At 72.7% G+C, this 14,019-nt stretch carries 15 protein-coding genes; 5 read left to right on the top strand and 10 right to left on the bottom strand.

Annotation, left to right across the window (positions count from 1 at the left end; all coding sequences use genetic code 11):
• Window positions 1-32 precede the first annotated feature (32 nt).
• Entirely contained in the window at window positions 33-341 is a 309-nt protein-coding gene (locus tag ACZ6J5_RS28560) for a hypothetical protein (RefSeq protein ID WP_469396240.1), read from the top strand.
• A 66-nt stretch (window positions 342-407) separates the two neighbouring features.
• On the opposite strand, the gene ACZ6J5_RS28555 is transcribed toward ACZ6J5_RS28560, so the two are convergent.
• Window positions 408-1,574: a phospholipase D-like domain-containing protein gene (locus ACZ6J5_RS28555; RefSeq protein ID WP_469396238.1), complete on the bottom strand. Its 1,167-nt coding sequence runs from the start codon at window positions 1,572-1,574 to the stop codon at window positions 408-410.
• 116 nt (window positions 1,575-1,690) lie between these two features.
• On the opposite strand from ACZ6J5_RS28555, the gene ACZ6J5_RS28550 reads away from it, so the two are divergent.
• Together ACZ6J5_RS28550 and ACZ6J5_RS28545 are read left to right on the top strand one after the other, a co-directional pair.
• Entirely contained in the window at window positions 1,691-2,374 is a 684-nt protein-coding gene (locus tag ACZ6J5_RS28550) for a TetR/AcrR family transcriptional regulator (protein ID WP_469396237.1), read from the top strand.
• Between the two features lie 150 nt (window positions 2,375-2,524).
• Entirely contained in the window at window positions 2,525-2,914 is a 390-nt protein-coding gene (locus ACZ6J5_RS28545) for a peptidase inhibitor family I36 protein (RefSeq protein WP_469396235.1), read from the top strand.
• A 16-nt stretch (window positions 2,915-2,930) separates the two neighbouring features.
• Here the strand turns inward: ACZ6J5_RS28545 and ACZ6J5_RS28540 are convergent, their stop codons facing one another.
• The 5 genes from ACZ6J5_RS28540 to ACZ6J5_RS28520 all read right to left on the bottom strand — a co-directional run bounded on the left by ACZ6J5_RS28540 (window position 2,931) and on the right by ACZ6J5_RS28520 (window position 6,852).
• Window positions 2,931-4,652, bottom strand: a complete 1,722-nt coding sequence (locus ACZ6J5_RS28540; RefSeq protein WP_469396233.1) for an acyl-CoA dehydrogenase family protein — start codon at window positions 4,650-4,652, stop codon at window positions 2,931-2,933.
• 80 nt (window positions 4,653-4,732) lie between these two features.
• Window positions 4,733-5,296 (bottom strand): PadR family transcriptional regulator, encoded by a 564-nt coding sequence (locus tag ACZ6J5_RS28535; protein WP_469396231.1) that lies wholly within the window; start codon window positions 5,294-5,296, stop codon window positions 4,733-4,735.
• A gap of 272 nt (window positions 5,297-5,568) precedes the next feature.
• Window positions 5,569-6,165, bottom strand: coding sequence for an isochorismatase family protein (locus tag ACZ6J5_RS28530; protein WP_469396229.1), 597 nt, complete (start codon window positions 6,163-6,165; stop codon window positions 5,569-5,571).
• A 69-nt stretch (window positions 6,166-6,234) separates the two neighbouring features.
• The gene (locus ACZ6J5_RS28525) at window positions 6,235-6,420 is read right to left on the bottom strand and encodes a hypothetical protein (protein WP_469396227.1); all 186 of its coding nucleotides are present in this window, start codon (window positions 6,418-6,420) and stop codon (window positions 6,235-6,237) included.
• A gap of 42 nt (window positions 6,421-6,462) precedes the next feature.
• Window positions 6,463-6,852: a VOC family protein gene (locus ACZ6J5_RS28520; protein WP_469396225.1), complete on the bottom strand. Its 390-nt coding sequence runs from the start codon at window positions 6,850-6,852 to the stop codon at window positions 6,463-6,465.
• Between the two features lie 202 nt (window positions 6,853-7,054).
• Here ACZ6J5_RS28520 and ACZ6J5_RS28515 point away from each other — a divergent pair, with 202 nt between their 5' ends.
• On the top strand, window positions 7,055-7,717 hold the full coding sequence (locus ACZ6J5_RS28515; protein ID WP_469396223.1) for a DUF4232 domain-containing protein: 663 nt from the start codon (window positions 7,055-7,057) through the stop codon (window positions 7,715-7,717).
• An 11-nt stretch (window positions 7,718-7,728) separates the two neighbouring features.
• Here the strand turns inward: ACZ6J5_RS28515 and ACZ6J5_RS28510 are convergent, their stop codons facing one another.
• From ACZ6J5_RS28510 to ACZ6J5_RS28495, 4 genes are all read right to left on the bottom strand, one after another.
• On the bottom strand, window positions 7,729-8,355 hold the full coding sequence (locus ACZ6J5_RS28510) for an alpha-ketoglutarate-dependent dioxygenase AlkB (RefSeq protein ID WP_469396221.1): 627 nt from the start codon (window positions 8,353-8,355) through the stop codon (window positions 7,729-7,731).
• Window positions 8,356-8,434: 79 nt separating this feature from the next.
• Window positions 8,435-9,301: an SDR family oxidoreductase gene (locus ACZ6J5_RS28505; RefSeq protein ID WP_469396219.1), complete on the bottom strand. Its 867-nt coding sequence runs from the start codon at window positions 9,299-9,301 to the stop codon at window positions 8,435-8,437.
• A gap of 105 nt (window positions 9,302-9,406) precedes the next feature.
• A complete protein-coding gene (locus ACZ6J5_RS28500; protein ID WP_469396218.1) occupies window positions 9,407-10,681 on the bottom strand; it encodes an alpha/beta fold hydrolase in 1,275 nt (424 codons plus the stop codon).
• A 45-nt stretch (window positions 10,682-10,726) separates the two neighbouring features.
• On the bottom strand, window positions 10,727-12,088 hold the full coding sequence (locus tag ACZ6J5_RS28495; protein WP_469396216.1) for an aldehyde dehydrogenase family protein: 1,362 nt from the start codon (window positions 12,086-12,088) through the stop codon (window positions 10,727-10,729).
• A 160-nt stretch (window positions 12,089-12,248) separates the two neighbouring features.
• Here ACZ6J5_RS28495 and ACZ6J5_RS28490 point away from each other — a divergent pair, with 160 nt between their 5' ends.
• Window positions 12,249-14,009, top strand: coding sequence for an ABC transporter substrate-binding protein (locus tag ACZ6J5_RS28490; protein ID WP_469396214.1), 1,761 nt, complete (start codon window positions 12,249-12,251; stop codon window positions 14,007-14,009).
• Window positions 14,010-14,019 lie beyond the last annotated feature (10 nt).

Genomic DNA, 14,019 nt, shown 5'->3' with positions numbered 1-14,019 from the left:
TCCACCTGCATGGCGGTGGATACTCCGCGAGAATGGTCGCCCTCGCGACCGGAGAAGCCTCGCCGGATTTGCTCGCGCTGAGAAATCGAGAAGTGGACTTTCGATCGCCTGAGCGCATCGAGATTGAGGTGAGCGATGCCGATCTCCACGTCCTGCTGGGATCGTTGACGTTCACGTTCCTCAACCGCTCGTCAGAAGAAGCCTTTCATCAGAGAATCGGCTTCTACAGCGAGAATGTGCAGGTAGTGGCCCAGGCCATCTGCGGAGCAGTCGAATCACTGGGGATTCGAGATCCTGAACCCCCGGTGGGCGACGACGGGTCGCCCCGTACCGGCGGCTGACGCAACGCGGAAGCCCCGCCAGGGAATCTGGCGGGGCTTTCGCATGGGTGGGGCGGACCTGAGGCCTCAGACCGCCGGCACCGCGTACCCCAGCAGCGACGCGAAGTTCCCCGCGTACGCGTCGTGCGGCGCGGCGCCCTCCAGGCGGAGGAGGGCCTCGTCGTTCTCGCGGAGGGAGGACTCGTCGAGGTTGTGGGAGCCGGTGAAGGTCCACTTGGTGTCGGGGTGGCCCGCGTAGACGCCCTCGACCAGCAGGTACTTGGAGTGCAGCAGGTAGCCGTCGGTCGTCTTCAGCTGCTTCAGGGTGATGTTGGTGCGGCCCTTCAGCGTGGCGACCTCGTTGCTCTCGGCGTACACGATCTGCACCGAGCAGCCCTGGGCCCCCAGGGAGACGAGCGCGTCGGCGACCGCGTCGCGGTGGAGGGCGAAGGCGGCGACGCGGACGATGGTGCGGTGGGTGGCCGTGCCGACCGTCGTGTTGCCGGTGCAGGAGACGTTGTTCAGGACGTCGACGATCACGTCGCCCGTCTGCTGCGGGAAGAAGTAGTACTTCTCGGTGCCGACCTTGGCGGTGGTGTAATAGTTCGCGTTCTTGACGCCCGCGGCCAGGTCGTTGAAGTAGTTCACGTACGCCGTGTAGAGCTCGGTGTTGCCGACGACCGTGTACGCGTTGTTCCAGTACTTCGCCGTGTTCACGGGCGTCTGGTTCGCGGAGGCCTGGATCACCACGTCCTCGCCGACCCCCGCCACCGCGCCGACCCGCGAGAACGTGAAGAACTTGTTGTGGTTGATCGGGTTCACCCCGCCCGTGGCGATGCAGGCGCCGCCCGACGTGCAGACGTCGACCCAGGACAGGGCCGACTTGTCCGTCCCCAGCGCACCGATCAGCGACTGCGCGGCGGCCGAGTCGCTGTACTTCGCGTCCAGCACCACCCGGACGTTGACGCCCCGCGCGTGGGCCTCGGCCAGCGCGTCGGTGTAGTCCTGGTCGGTCAGCGCGTACAGCGCGGCCCGGATGAGCCGGCCCGGGGCGGTGGCGCGGACGGCGCCGATGATGTGGTCCTTGACGGCGTTCCGCTCCGCCGTCGTCCCCTTCGGGTCGTTGAAGACCGCTCCGGTGACGATCGGCGCGGGGTCCGCCGCGACCGCCGTGCCGCCGCCGGGCAGCAGCAGCGCGGAGGCGAGCAGGAGGGCGGCGGCGATGCGCCGGTGTGCCGTGAAGATCGGGATCACTCCTCTGAGGGGGGCGGATCTGCGGATGCGCGAACGGAACTCGCACGGGGACTCGTGGATTTCGGCGTGCGCCAGCGTAGACGGTGGCGTGGACGGCTCATTCGGGGTCCGCCGACGTGCGCGAGGCCGCCCGGGACGTCATCGTCGGCAGCGGGGTCGAGACGCTGACCCTCACCGAGATCGCGCGCCGGGTCGGAGTCACCCCCGCGGCCCTCTACCACCACTTCGAGCGCGGGCTCCCTGACATCGTCGCCCATGTGGCGGACGACATCGTCGACGAGCTCGTCGAGGAGCTGACCAGAGCCGCCGACGGCTGTCCCCGCGACAACTACGCGATGCGGATGGTCGGACCGAGCCGCGTGCTGCGGTCCTGGGCGATCACCAGGCGCCGGGAGTTCTGGTTCCTCTTCGGCACCCCCGCCCGCGCCGCGGGCGACGCGCACGCCGTCCTCACCACCCGCTGGGTGCGCCGGCTCGCCGGTGTCTGGGACCCCGCCTTCGTGGAACTCTGGGCGGCGCACGGCTATCCGGTGCCCTCCCCGGCGCGGCTGGAGCCCCGGCTGCTGCGGCAGATGCGGGACTACGTGGCCGACACGGGCGTCGGCCTCCCGCCCGAGGCGGCGGCGGTGATGCTCGGCTGCTGGCGCTCTCTCTACGGGCAGGTCGCCCTGGAGGCGTTCGGGCACTTCGAGCCGCTCTTCGGCGACCAGGAGCCGATGTTCGAGCTGCTCATGCGGGACATCATGGGCGCCCTCGGAGTGGCCCACCAGTACGAGCCGCCGGTCTCCACGGCCCCCTGACACGGCTCCGCGCCGCCCACTCCGTACGACAGCCTTCCCGGATCTCTCCCTCCCTCCTCCCTCTTTCTCCCCTTCCCCTCCCCCGATCCCCGCTGAGGCGGGCCGGACGTGGATCCGGCCTGCCCCGGCACCGACGAAAGAAGGACTCCCATGAAGAAGCCCCTGTACCTGACCGTCGGCCTCGCGGTCGCCGCCGTGCTCGGCGCGGTGACCGCGCCGGGGCCCGCCGGCGCGGCCCCGGTGGACCCCTGGACCTGCACCCCCGGCGCGTTCTGCGTGTACTCGGGCGCCAACGGAACCGGCAGGGCCTGCGGTTGGCAGGTGGACGACCCCGACTGGCGCAAGGGCAGCACCGTCTGCGCCTGGTCGAAGGACACCCGGGTGAAGTCGGCCTACAACCGGGGCACCACCGGCGATCCGGTGGCCGCCTACACCCGGGTCGGGTACGCCGGGACGAAGGCGTTCTGCCTCGCCTCCGGCCGCAAGGTCAACCTGCCGAACGCGGGCACCTACCTGGCGAGCCACACCTGGGAGTGCTGACCCCCGCGGCCGTGCCTCAGGGCGCCATCTCGTACGTCCCCGGCAGCGCCTCCACCCGCTGCCATACGCGGGCGGTGCGGGCCTCGTCGACGACGGGGCGGCGGACGGCGTCCAAGGCCCAGTCCTGCTGCGCGGGGGTCGCCGAGTCCTTGCCGTGGAGTTCGACGGCGTGGGCGGAGAAGTCCCGCACGAGGACGGCGAACAGCTCGTCCAGGACGTCCTCGTCGAGGGCGGTCAGGGCGCTCTGTTCCAGGACCAGCTGGCCGTGGACGACGAGCGCGAAGAGCTGGCCGACGGCGAGGAGCAGGTCGAGGTCGCGGCTCTGCTCCTCGTCGGGCGCGGCCGTGGTGACGAACGCGCACAGGGCGTCGGCCTGTTCGCGGAAGCGGGCGACGTTGGGCAGGTGGGCGTACGCGTCGAAGGCCGGGCGCCAGTCGTGGAAGCGGACCGAGCCGAGGCCGCGGGCCGGACCCTGGCGGAAGAGGAAGGCGTCGTCGGCGTCGTCGAGGCGGGTGGGGACGGGCTCGTAGGCGGCCGGGTCGAGCAGGTGGTTCCGCATGAACTTGAGGATCAGCGCCAGGTTGACGTGGACCGTCCCCTCCAGCTTGGGCAGGCCTCGGATCTCGACGGCCGCCTGGTGGAAGTAGGTGTCCTTCTCGAAGCCCTTGGCGGCGATGACGTCCCACAGCAGGTCGATGACCTTCTCGCCCTCGGTCGTCACCTTCATCTTCGTCATCGGGTTGAAGAGGAGGTAGCGGCGGTCGTCGGGTCCCGCGGAGCGGAAGTAGTCGACGGCGCGGTCGCTGAACAGCTTCATGCCGACCAGGCGGACGTACGCGTCGGTCAGCTCGCGCCGCACGTGCGGGAACGCGGTGACGGGACGGCCGTACAGGACACGGCCGTGGGCGTGGGTGACCGCCTCGTACATCGCGTGCTCGCAGATGCCGATGGAGGCGGTGCAGAGGTTGAACTTGCCGACGTTGACGGTGTTGAGGGCGGCGTCGAAGGCGGCGCGGCCGGTGTGCAGGACGTCCTCGGCGGCGACCGGGTAGTCCGTCAGGCGGAACTCGCTGACGAACTTGGAGGAGTGGACGACGTTCTTGGCCAGGTGGTAGCCGGGGGCGCGGCTGTCGGCGGCGAAGAAGACGTACGCGTCCGGGCCTTCCAGGTCGGTGCGGCGGCCGAAGACGGAGACGAGTCCGGCGGCGTTGCCGTTGCCGATGTAGTACTTGGAGCCGGTGGCGCGGAAGCCGCCGTCGCCGTCGGGCTCCAGGAGCATGTCGGTGGAGTAGATGTCGGCGCCGTGCGTCTTCTCGGACAGACCGAAGGCGAACACCTCGCCCTGCGCGAGGAGTTCGGCGGCACGGACGCGGGCGGCGGCGTTGTCGCTCTGCCAGACCGGGCCGAGACCGAGGATGGTGACCTGCCAGGCGTACCAGTAGTCCAGGCCGTAGAAGCCGAGGATCTCGTTGAGTGCGGCGATGCGGGCGGTGTCCCAGCGCTTGTCCTGGGCATCCCCGGCGACGGCCTCCGGGGTGAGGAAGGTCGCGAACAGGCCCTCCTTGGCCGCGAACTCCAGGAAGTCCGCGAGCCAGACGGCGTTGCGGTAGTCCTCGGTCAGACGGCGCTTGCCGCGCTCCTCGAACCAGTCGACGGTGGCGCGCAGCAGACGGCGGGTCTCCGCGTCGAAGTGCGCGGGATCGTAGGTGCGCGGGTTGAAGAGCAGCGGGTCGGCCATGGTGGGGACGCCTTTCGGCTGGTGGGATCGGGCAGGGGGCGGGGGCTACGGGGTGCCGGGGCTTCGGGAATCCGGGGCCGTCAGCGGTCCGGGCCGAAGCGGGCCAGCGTGCCGAGGACGTCGTCCAGCCAGTCCAGCATCATGCGCTCGTACGCGATGCCGCCGCGCAGCACCGCGTGCTGGAGCTCGCGCTCGGCCTCGCCGACGGCGGCGGCGCGGGGCTCGGGCCCGGTGAAGTCGCGCTCCTCGCCGGCGAGGTACCGGGCGAGGCGCTCCGCGTGGGCGGCGCGGTGCCGCCGGACCTCGGTGACGAGGGCGGCCGGGTCGTCGAAGGCGGCGCCTCGGATCTTGACCGCCAGGTCGTGCCGGACGCTCTCGGGTTCGATGGGCTCGTGCAGCCAGGAGGAGAGCGCGGCGCGGCCGAGATCGGCGACGGAGTACTCCCGCTTGTCCGGGCGGCCCTGCTGCGGCACGTCCCGGGCGGCGACCCAGCCGTCGTTCTCCATGCGCTTGAGCACGCGGTAGATCTGCTGGTGGGTGGCGGTCCAGAAGTAGCCGATGGAGCGCTCGAAGCGCCGGGCCAGCTCATAGCCGGAGCCCGGCTTCTCCAGCAGGGAGACGAGGATCGCGTGTTCGAGCGCCATGCCCCGGATCTTGCTATGCAACTGAGTGCATAGCAAGCGGCCCGGCCCCCGATGAGACACGGCTCACGGCCGCCGATGCCGGCGTGGGGCCGGTCCGGTACGCACCCGGAAGGCGCTGCGGAAGAGGCGGCCTAGTCACGGTGGCCCGATGGGCGGCGATCGCGGGGGGGAGGGGAGAGAGGAGCGGGGCCCTGGAGGGGGCTCGTGGGAACGGAGTGGCCGAGGGTACGGCGGCGTCGGGGGCCGGTGGGCGGAGCCGGCCCCCTGGCGCGTCAGCCGAGGACGACGGGCTCGCCCGTCAGCTCCACGCCCGCCTCGCGCATCTCGCCGAGAGCGCGGGCGGTGGTGTCGTGGGCGACGCCCGAGGTGTAGTCGAGCAGGACGCGGACGTCGAATCCGTCCTCCACCCCACCCAGCGCGGTGGCCTTCACGCAGTGGTCGGTGGCGATGCCGACCACGTCGACGGCGTCGACGCCGTGCTCGCGCAGCCAGTCGCCGAGCGGCTGCCCGCCGGCCGTCGCACCCTCGAAGCCGCTCTTCGAGGCGGAGTGGGCGCCCTTGAAGAAGACCTCGTGGACGGCGCCGGAGGTCACGACGGGCTCGAAGTCCGGGTGGAACTCACAGCCCTCGGTGCCGGCGACGGCGTGCTCGGGGAAGGAGTTCTCGAAGTCGGGCTCGTCGGAGAAGTGGTCCCCGGGGTCGATGTGGTGGTCCCGGGTGGCGACCACCCGGGCATAGGTCTCACCGGCCCGGTCCTTGACGAACTCCGCGATGGCGCGGGCCTGTTCGGCACCGCCCTTCACGGGGACCTTCCCTCCTTCGCAGAAATCCCGCTGCACGTCGACGACGATGAGCGCGCGGCCCGTCATCTCTCCTCCTCTGTTCTCGTGTGTGCTCGACTGGCTTTGTTACGGGGGGACTTACGGTGGCGCTTCGGCTCAGCGGCCGAGCAGGTCCAGCAGTTCGACGTCCTCAAGGTCGATGTCCGGCACGTCCACGTCGTGGCTGAGCGTGGCGGCGGAGGCCTCCGCCCGCGCCGGGGCGGCGGCCGGGGCGGCCTGCGCGGTGCCGGCGACGGCGGCGAGGGCCCCGCCCGCGAGGGCGAGGGCGGTAAGGGAACGCACGGTGAGTTTCACGACCGGTAAACGATTTTTGTACCTATTCGGTCACGACTCTCGGTGAACGATCTGGAGGAGATTTCCGCAGGTGTCGTCGAGCACGGCGATCGTCACGGGACCCATCTCCATCGGCTCCCGGGTGAACCGCACCCCGAGCCCGCGCAGCCGCTCGTACTCGGCGGGCACGTCGTCGACGGCGAAGGCGGCGGCCGGGATGCCGTCCTCCACGAGCGCCTTCTTGTACGGCCCGACGGCCCGGTGAGCGTCGGGCTCCAGGAGCAGTTCGGTGCCCTCGGGCGCCTCGGGCGAGACGACGGTCAGCCAGCGGTACTCGCCGAGCGGGACGTCCTCCTTCTTCACGAAGCCCAGCACCTCCGTGTAGAAGCGCAGGGCCTTGTCCTGGTCGTCGACGAAGACGCTGGTCAGATGGATCCTCATGGGGGGCTCTCCGGTCGGGTTCGGGGCGTGCGGACGGTTCACCTGTCTATCAAGCGGACGGACCCGGCGCCCGGGACGCGCCCGGCGCGGACACTGTGGTGGAGTCGGGAAGGCGTCGTCACCGAATCGTGAACCCGGCCGGGAATCCTCGGTGTTCGAGCCCTAAGCTCGTCACGTCTTCTCACCTCGGGGGCAGCACGCCATGAGCACCGTCCGCGGATCCGCCCGCAGAACCGTTCCGGCCACCGCCGCCGTCGCCGCCGTCGCGTCGGCCGCGTTCCTCCTGACGGCCTGCGGCCCCTCCGGAGGCGGCGCCTCGGGCGCCGGCCCGACCGCCTCGGCGCCGCCGGAGGCCCCCGCGACGACCGCCGCCCCGGCGCCGACGCCCGGCAAGCCGAAGCCGAAGCCGACGACCGCGCCGCCGGAGCTTCCGGCCGATCCCGACGTCGGCGTCTTCCCGTGCAGCACGTACGACGTGACGTTCACGGCGAGCCTGGCCGAGAAGACGACCGGCAGCTACCTGCTGAAGATCACCAACAAGTCCGGGAAGCCGTGCCGGGTGCTCGGCCATCCGATCGTGACCTTCGGCTCGCTCGGCGGCTCGGCCACCGCGCGGGGCACCGCCCCCTCCCCCGAGGAGTCCCTGCGGCTGGACCCGGGCGGCTCGGCCTACGCGGGGCTCATGGGCGGCCCGCACACCGGGAAGGCGGGCGCGACGGTCGACTCGATCGCCATGACCATGGACACCGAGTCGGATCTGGCGCAGAAGCCGCTCAAGGCCACGACACCGGGGCTCTACGTCTCCCCCGACAAGAACTCGGTGACCCCCTGGACGGACAACGCCGAGGACGCGCTCACCCTGTAGGGCCGGTGGAGTCAGCGCACGCCCCGGGTGCGGTACTGGACGCTGATCCGGGGGCCGACGGCGCGGCTCGTCTTGGGGACCGCGTGCTCCCAGGTGCGCTGGCAGGAGCCGCCCATCACGACCAGGTCGCCATGGCCGAGCGGCAGCCGCAGCGCTGTCGGGCCGCCGCCGCGCGGGCGCAGGGCGAGGTCGCGGGGGTCGCCGAGGGAGAGGATCGCGACCATCGTGTCCCGGGTCGCGGAGCGGCCGGTGCGGTCGCCGTGCCAGGCGACGCTGTCGCGCCCGTCGCGGTAGAGGCAGAGCCCGGCGGTGACGAAGGGCTCGCCGAGCTCGGGCGCGTAGTGGGCGCCGAGCCGCTCGCGGGCGTCGACGAGGGCGGGGTGCGGGAGCGGGGCGCCCTCGCGGTAGTGGGCGAGGAGCCGGGGCACGGCGACGACGCTGTCGTACATGGCCCGCTCCTCGGCCTGCCAGGGCACCCGGCCGGCCAGCTCCTCGAACAGGGCGTCGGCGCCGTGCAGCCAGCCGGGCAGGTGGTCGATCCAGGCGCCGGCCCCGAGCTCGGTCCGCCGCAGGCCGTCCAGCGAGCCGGTTCCGATGTCGTCGCCCTGGTCGAAGAGGGATCCCTGGAGGCCGGTCATGGGTCAAGGGTAGACCAGTATTCGAATATCTGAGCGAATGCCTGGGTGGGGGGCCGACCGGCCGCCGTCATCCCGTCCCTCAGCCGGTGATGTGCCGCAGCACCTGCGGGTGCGCGGCCAGGAAGTCCGCGAAGGCCTGGGGCGGGCGTCCGGTCAGGGTCCGGACGGCGTCCGAGACGGTGTCCATCTCGCCGTCGGCCACCGCCTCGTACGAGGTGACCCAGCCCTCGACCTCCCAGTCCGGCGCCTCGAACCGGGCGCGGGAGGCGAATGCCTCGTCCCGGGTCTCGGGCACGTAGTGGACCGGTCGGTCCGCCGCACGGGCCAGCGTCTCGGCGATCTCGGCGAAGGAGAGGGCCTCGGGCCCGGTCATGTCGTAGGTGGTCCCGTCGTGGGCGCCGCCGCCGAGCAGGACCGCCACGGCCGAGTCGGCGACGTCGTCGTGGGTGACGGCGGCGACCCGGCCGTCGCCCGCCGGGCCGCGCAGGATCCCGTCGGCCCCGGTCATCGCCGCCAGGTCGGCCTGGTAGGCGCTGTCGCGCAGGAAGGTGTACGGAACGCCGGTGGAGCGGATGTGCTGCTCGGTGTACCAGTGGTCGCGGGCGTACGTGAAGGTGGCGTGCGGGGCGGCCGAGAGGTACGAGAGGTAGACCACCCGGCGCACCCCGGCGGCGAGGGCCGCGTCCACCGCCCCGGTGTGGGTCCTGACCCGGCCCGGCCCCTCGTGGGCGGAGACGAGGAAGAGGACGCCCGCCCCGTCGAGCGCGGCGCGCATCGCGGCCGCGTCCTCGTAGGAGGCCGTCCGGGTGTCGGCGACGGGCAGGGCGGCGAGCTTCCCCTGGTCCCGGCCGAGCGCCCGCACGGGGGCGCCGGCCTCGGCGAGCCGCCGGACCACGCGCCCGCCGATCCGCCCGGTCGCTCCGGTGACCGCGATGAGTTCCGTCATGTCCTCGTGCCCTTCCGCCGTGCCGGTCGCTGTGGTCTCCCCCATTCGACCCCGGCCCGGGCCCCGGCGCACCCCTCGGAACCCCGGGCCCCCTCCACTCGCCCCCTACGCCCGCCCGGCCGTCATGTCCATCAGCCGGGCGAGGACCCGGCCTCCGGAGGCGCTCACCCCGTCGTGCTCCCACTCGTTGGTGACCCAGGCGCGGGCGGCACCGATCGCGCCGACGGTGGCGAGCGAGATGCCCGCGTCCACGTACATGTCGTCGTGGTAGACGACGGCGGCCAGCGGGACCTCGTTGGCGGCGAGCCGGGCCGGGTCGTAGAGCGGCGGCCAGTCGGCGCGCCGGGCGAGCAGTTCGGCCGCCTCGGCGAACGGGCGCAGTCCGGCGATCTCCTCGAACATCCAGGGGTGGATGGACTCGCCGGTGAGCAGCAGCGGATCGGCGTCCTCGGCGAACTCGGGGAGGGCGGCGAGCGCCCGTTCGGCGGCCCAGGCGGTCGGTCCGGCGCCCTGGGCGTAGATCGACTCGTGCAGCACGGCGAAGAGCGGGTTGTCGGTGAAGCCGGTGAGGGCCTCGACCTGGTGGAGGAAGGTGTCGGTCAGGCCGCCGCCCTCGGCGGAGTCCTCGACGGCCTCGTCGATCAGCCAGTGGAGACGTTCGTAGCCGTCGCCCATGCCGAGGGCGAGGCCGAGGCTGCGCAGCCGGCGGGTGGTGAGCCGGTCGCCGCCGGGCAGCCGGACGTCCCCGGCGGCGAGCCGGCCGGCGATCGCGCGGAGCCGGGCGGCGTCGCCCGGGTAGCGGGCGTAGAGGCCGAGGACGCGGTCGCGCACGCGCGGGGAGGTGTGGGCGTAGACGTCGTCGGCGGTGGCGGTGAGGCCGGGCAGCCCGCCGGTGACGTGGCAGCGCCGCAGGCCCTCTGGCGCGTACGAGAGGTAGGTGAGGGTGACGAAGCCGCCGTAGCTCTGGCCGAGGGTGTCCCAGGGGGTGTCGCCGCAGAGCCTGCGGCGGATCAGCTCGGCGTCGCGGACGATGGCGTCGGCGCGGAAGTGGCCGAGGTGGGCGGCGAGCCGTTCCGGGCTGCCGAAGCGGGCGGCGGTGCGGGCGGTGACCGGGGTGGAGCGGCCGGTGCCGCGCTGGTCGAGCAGGAGCACCCGGTGGGTCTTCAGCGCCTGGTCGAGCCAGCCGGGCGAACCGTGCACGGGGCGGGGGGACTTGCCGCCGGGGCCGCCCTGGAGGTAGAGCAGCCAGGGCAGCGGCTCGGCGGCGCGGGCGGGGTCGACGACCTCGCGGGCGAAGACCCGCAGGGTGGGGCCGGCGGGGTCGTCGTGGTCGAGCGGGACCTCGAAGACGTGGTCGGTGGTCGCGTACGCGGGGTGCATGGCTTCCTTCGGGGCGGGGCCGCGGCGGGCGGGAGCGCGGCCGGCTCAGCGGGCGGGGGCGAGGGTGTAGGTGCGGGAGGAGGTGTAGAAGTCCAGGGCGGCGGAGCCCTGTTCGCGGGGGCCGAAGCTGGAGGCCTTGGAGCCGCCGAAGGGCAGGTGGAAGTCGACGCCGGTGGAGGGGGCGTTGATCCGGACCATGCCGGTGTCGAGCCGGTCGAGGCCGTGCAGGGCGGTGTCGAGGTCGGCGGTGTGCACGGAGGTGACGAGGCCGTAGCGGGCGGCGTTGCTCAGGCGTACGGCGTGGTCGAGGTCGGGCGCGGTGAGCAGTGCGGCGACGGGTCCGAAGACCTCCTCGCGGAGCAGCCGGTGGCCGGGGGCGGCCTTCTCCACCAGGGTGGGGGCGGCGTACCAGCCGGGGCGCTCGGGCACGTCGCCGCCGGCGAGGACGGGCAGGTCGCGCCAGGCGGTGGTGACCTCGGTGCGGGCGCGCTCGTCGATGAGCGGGCCGCAGACGGTGGCGGGGTCGGCGGGGTCACCGACGGGGACGGCGCGCAGGGCCTCGGCGAGCGCTTCGCGGAGCGGGCCGAGGGCGGTGCCGACGGCGATGACCCGGCTGGTGGCGGTGCACTTCTGGCCCGCGTAGCCGGCGATGGAGGCGGCGATGTGGGCGGCGGCGCGCTCGAAGTCGGCGTCGGGCAGCACGATGGCGGCGTTGAGGCCGCCCATCTCGGCCTGGACCGGGATGCCTCGGGCGGTGGCGCTGCGCACGACGGAGCGGCCGACGGCGGAGGAGCCGGTGAAGGAGACGACGTCGGCGGCGGAGACGAGGGCGCCGCCCTCGGTGGCGCCGCCGGGGACGACGGTGAACACCCCGGCGGGCAGGGCCCGTCCGACGAGTTCGGCGAGCCGCTGGGCGCAGGCGGTGGCCTGCGGGGCGGGCTTGAGGACGACGGCGTTGCCCGCGGCGAGGGCGGGGGCGGCCTTCCAGGTGGGGATGGCGAAGGGGAAGTTCCAGGGGGTGACGAGTCCGGCGACGCCGTGCGGGCGGCGGCGGGTGAGCAGCAGCCCGGGTCCGGCGGCGGTCTCGTGGACGGCACCGGCGGGCGCGTAGGGGGCCTGGGCGTAGTAGCGCCAGATGGCGACGGTGCGGGCGACCTCGGCGCGGGCCTCGGCGAGCGGCTTGCCGACCTCGCGGACGGCGAGGCCGGCGAGTTCGGCCGAGGCGGCCTCGACGGCGTCGGCGACGGCGCCGAGGGCGGCGGAGCGGGCGGCGGCACCGGCGGCGGCCCAGGCGGTCTGGGCGGTGCGGGCGCGCTCGACGGCGTCGGCGGCGGCGAAGGCGCCGGGGGCGGTGAGCCGGACGAGGACGTCGGCGGGGTCGGCCGGGTTGCTGGAGACGAGGGTCACGGGGCGAGCCTTCCGGGCGGGGCGAGGGTGTGGGCTGCGCGGGTTCAGGACGTTCAAGGGCTTGCGCAGTACAATTTCACATTACTATGTTACGGGTCACATTCCAGCCGCCGCGTGGTCCCGGCGGCTGTCCGAACCTCCCCACCCGGAGTGACCCCTGATGGACAAGCACACCCGAAACGCCCTCGCCGCCGCCGTCCTCGCGGCCCTCACCCTCGGTGCGACCGGCTGCTCCGGCACCGGCGGAGGCGGCACGGCCGGGAGCGGCGGGCACCGCGGCGCCAACCCCGCCACCGGCACCAACGGGCAGGTCATCGGGGGCACCCCGGTCAAGGGCGGCACCCTCACCGTGCTGTCCAACCAGGACTTCACCCACCTCGACCCGGCCCGCAACTGGGTCATGCCCGACATGGACTTCGGCACCCGGCTGCTCTACCGGACCCTCGTCACCTACCAGGCGGCGCCCGGCGCCCAGGGCAGCGAGCTGGTCCCCGACCTGGCCGAGGACCTCGGCACCCCCTCCAACGGGGCCAAGACCTGGACCTTCCGCCTCAAGCCCGGCCTGAAGTACGAGGACGGCACCCCGATCACCGCGCAGGACATCAAGCACAACGTCGAGCGCTCCTTCTCCCCCGACCTGCCCGGCGGCCCCGACTACGCCGCCCGCTACCTCGTCGGCGGCAAGGACTACCGGGGCCCGGCCGAGGGCAGGCACCTGGACTCCGTGAAGACCCCCGACACGCGCACGATCGTCTTCGAACTCCACAAGCCCTTCGCCGAGTTCCCCTTCGCCGCCACCCTGCCGACCTTCGCGCCCGTGCCCGAGGCCCAGGACAAGGGCCCCCAGTACGACAACCGCCCGTTCTCCTCCGGCCCGTACAAGGTGGAGAGCTACGCCCGCGACAAGCAGCTCGTGCTGGTCCGCAACACCCACTGGGACCCGAAGAGCGACACCGTCCGCAAGGCGTACCCGGACCGGATCGTCGTCACCATGGGCCTCAAGGGCAACCAGATCGACGACCGGCTGATCGCCTCCTCCGGCCCCGACGCCTCCGCCGTCTCCTGGGCGCAGCTGCGCCCCGAGTCCATCTCCAAGGTGCTCACCAAGGCCGAGGTGAAGTCCCGGCTGCTCGCCGAGTCCAGCAGCTGCACCGAGATGGTCCAGATGCACACCGGGCGCGCGCCCTTCGACGACGTGAAGGTCCGCCAGGCCGTGCAGTACGCCCTCGACCGGGAGGCCATCGTCACCGCCGCCGGCGGCCCGGCCGTCGTCGACGCCTCCACCGCCGTCATGCCCGGCGCCCTGTTCACCGGCGGCAAGCAGCCCGACACCCTGAAGATCCCGCTCTCCGGCGACGTGGCGAAGGCCAGGCAGCTCCTCAAGGAGGCCGGCAAGCCCGACGGCTTCTCCACCCGCCTCACCGTCAACATCAACGACAAGCGGATCGGCGAGGCCGTCCAGGAGTCCCTGGGCCGGGCCGGCATCAAGGTGACCATCGAGACCGTCGACCCGTCGGCCTTCTACGACACCATCGGCGACACCAGGAACCGCACCGACCTCGTCTACACCGGCTGGTGTCCCGACTACCCCTCCGGCTCCACCTTCCTCCCCTTCGTCTTCGACGGGCGCTTCATCAAGGAGAAGGGCAACTCCGGCAACCATTCGCTCTTCAAGGACGAGGCCACCATGAAGCGGATGGACGAGATCGCCGCCCTGGCCGACGGCGCCCAGGCCAACAAGGCGTGGCAGGAGCTCGACGGGCAGATCCTGGCCAAGGCCCCGGTCGCCCCCGGCGCCTCCAAGCGCCGCACCCTGCTCATCGGCACCAACGTCGCCGGCGCCTTCGGGCACACCTCCTGGAGCGGCCAGCTCGACTACGCGACCGTCGGTCTCAAGGACCCGGCGAAGAGCGCGAACTGAAGGACGCCCC

The sequence above is a fragment of the Streptomyces sp. NPDC042100 genome (assembly GCF_055582325.1).
Note: the sequence above shows the minus strand (reverse complement) of the source record. Positions and strands in the feature narration are given on the sequence as shown.

Excerpts from the sequence above, each read along its gene's own strand:
- ACZ6J5_RS28510 (WP_469396221.1), bottom strand. The coding sequence starts at position 8,355 with ATGACCGGCCTCCAGGGATCCCTCTTCGACCAGGGCGACGACATCGGA.
- ACZ6J5_RS28515 (WP_469396223.1), top strand. The coding sequence starts at position 7,055 with ATGAGCACCGTCCGCGGATCCGCCCGCAGAACCGTTCCGGCCACCGCC.
- ACZ6J5_RS28560 (WP_469396240.1), top strand. The coding sequence starts at position 33 with ATGGTCGCCCTCGCGACCGGAGAAGCCTCGCCGGATTTGCTCGCGCTG.
- ACZ6J5_RS28535 (WP_469396231.1), bottom strand. The coding sequence starts at position 5,296 with ATGGCGCTCGAACACGCGATCCTCGTCTCCCTGCTGGAGAAGCCGGGC.
- ACZ6J5_RS28490 (WP_469396214.1), top strand. The coding sequence starts at position 12,249 with ATGGACAAGCACACCCGAAACGCCCTCGCCGCCGCCGTCCTCGCGGCC.
- ACZ6J5_RS28545 (WP_469396235.1), top strand. The coding sequence starts at position 2,525 with ATGAAGAAGCCCCTGTACCTGACCGTCGGCCTCGCGGTCGCCGCCGTG.
- ACZ6J5_RS28500 (WP_469396218.1), bottom strand. The coding sequence starts at position 10,681 with ATGCACCCCGCGTACGCGACCACCGACCACGTCTTCGAGGTCCCGCTC.
- ACZ6J5_RS28520 (WP_469396225.1), bottom strand. The coding sequence starts at position 6,852 with ATGAGGATCCATCTGACCAGCGTCTTCGTCGACGACCAGGACAAGGCC.
- ACZ6J5_RS28540 (WP_469396233.1), bottom strand. The coding sequence starts at position 4,652 with ATGGCCGACCCGCTGCTCTTCAACCCGCGCACCTACGATCCCGCGCAC.
- ACZ6J5_RS28530 (WP_469396229.1), bottom strand. The coding sequence starts at position 6,165 with ATGACGGGCCGCGCGCTCATCGTCGTCGACGTGCAGCGGGATTTCTGC.
- ACZ6J5_RS28505 (WP_469396219.1), bottom strand. The coding sequence starts at position 9,301 with ATGACGGAACTCATCGCGGTCACCGGAGCGACCGGGCGGATCGGCGGG.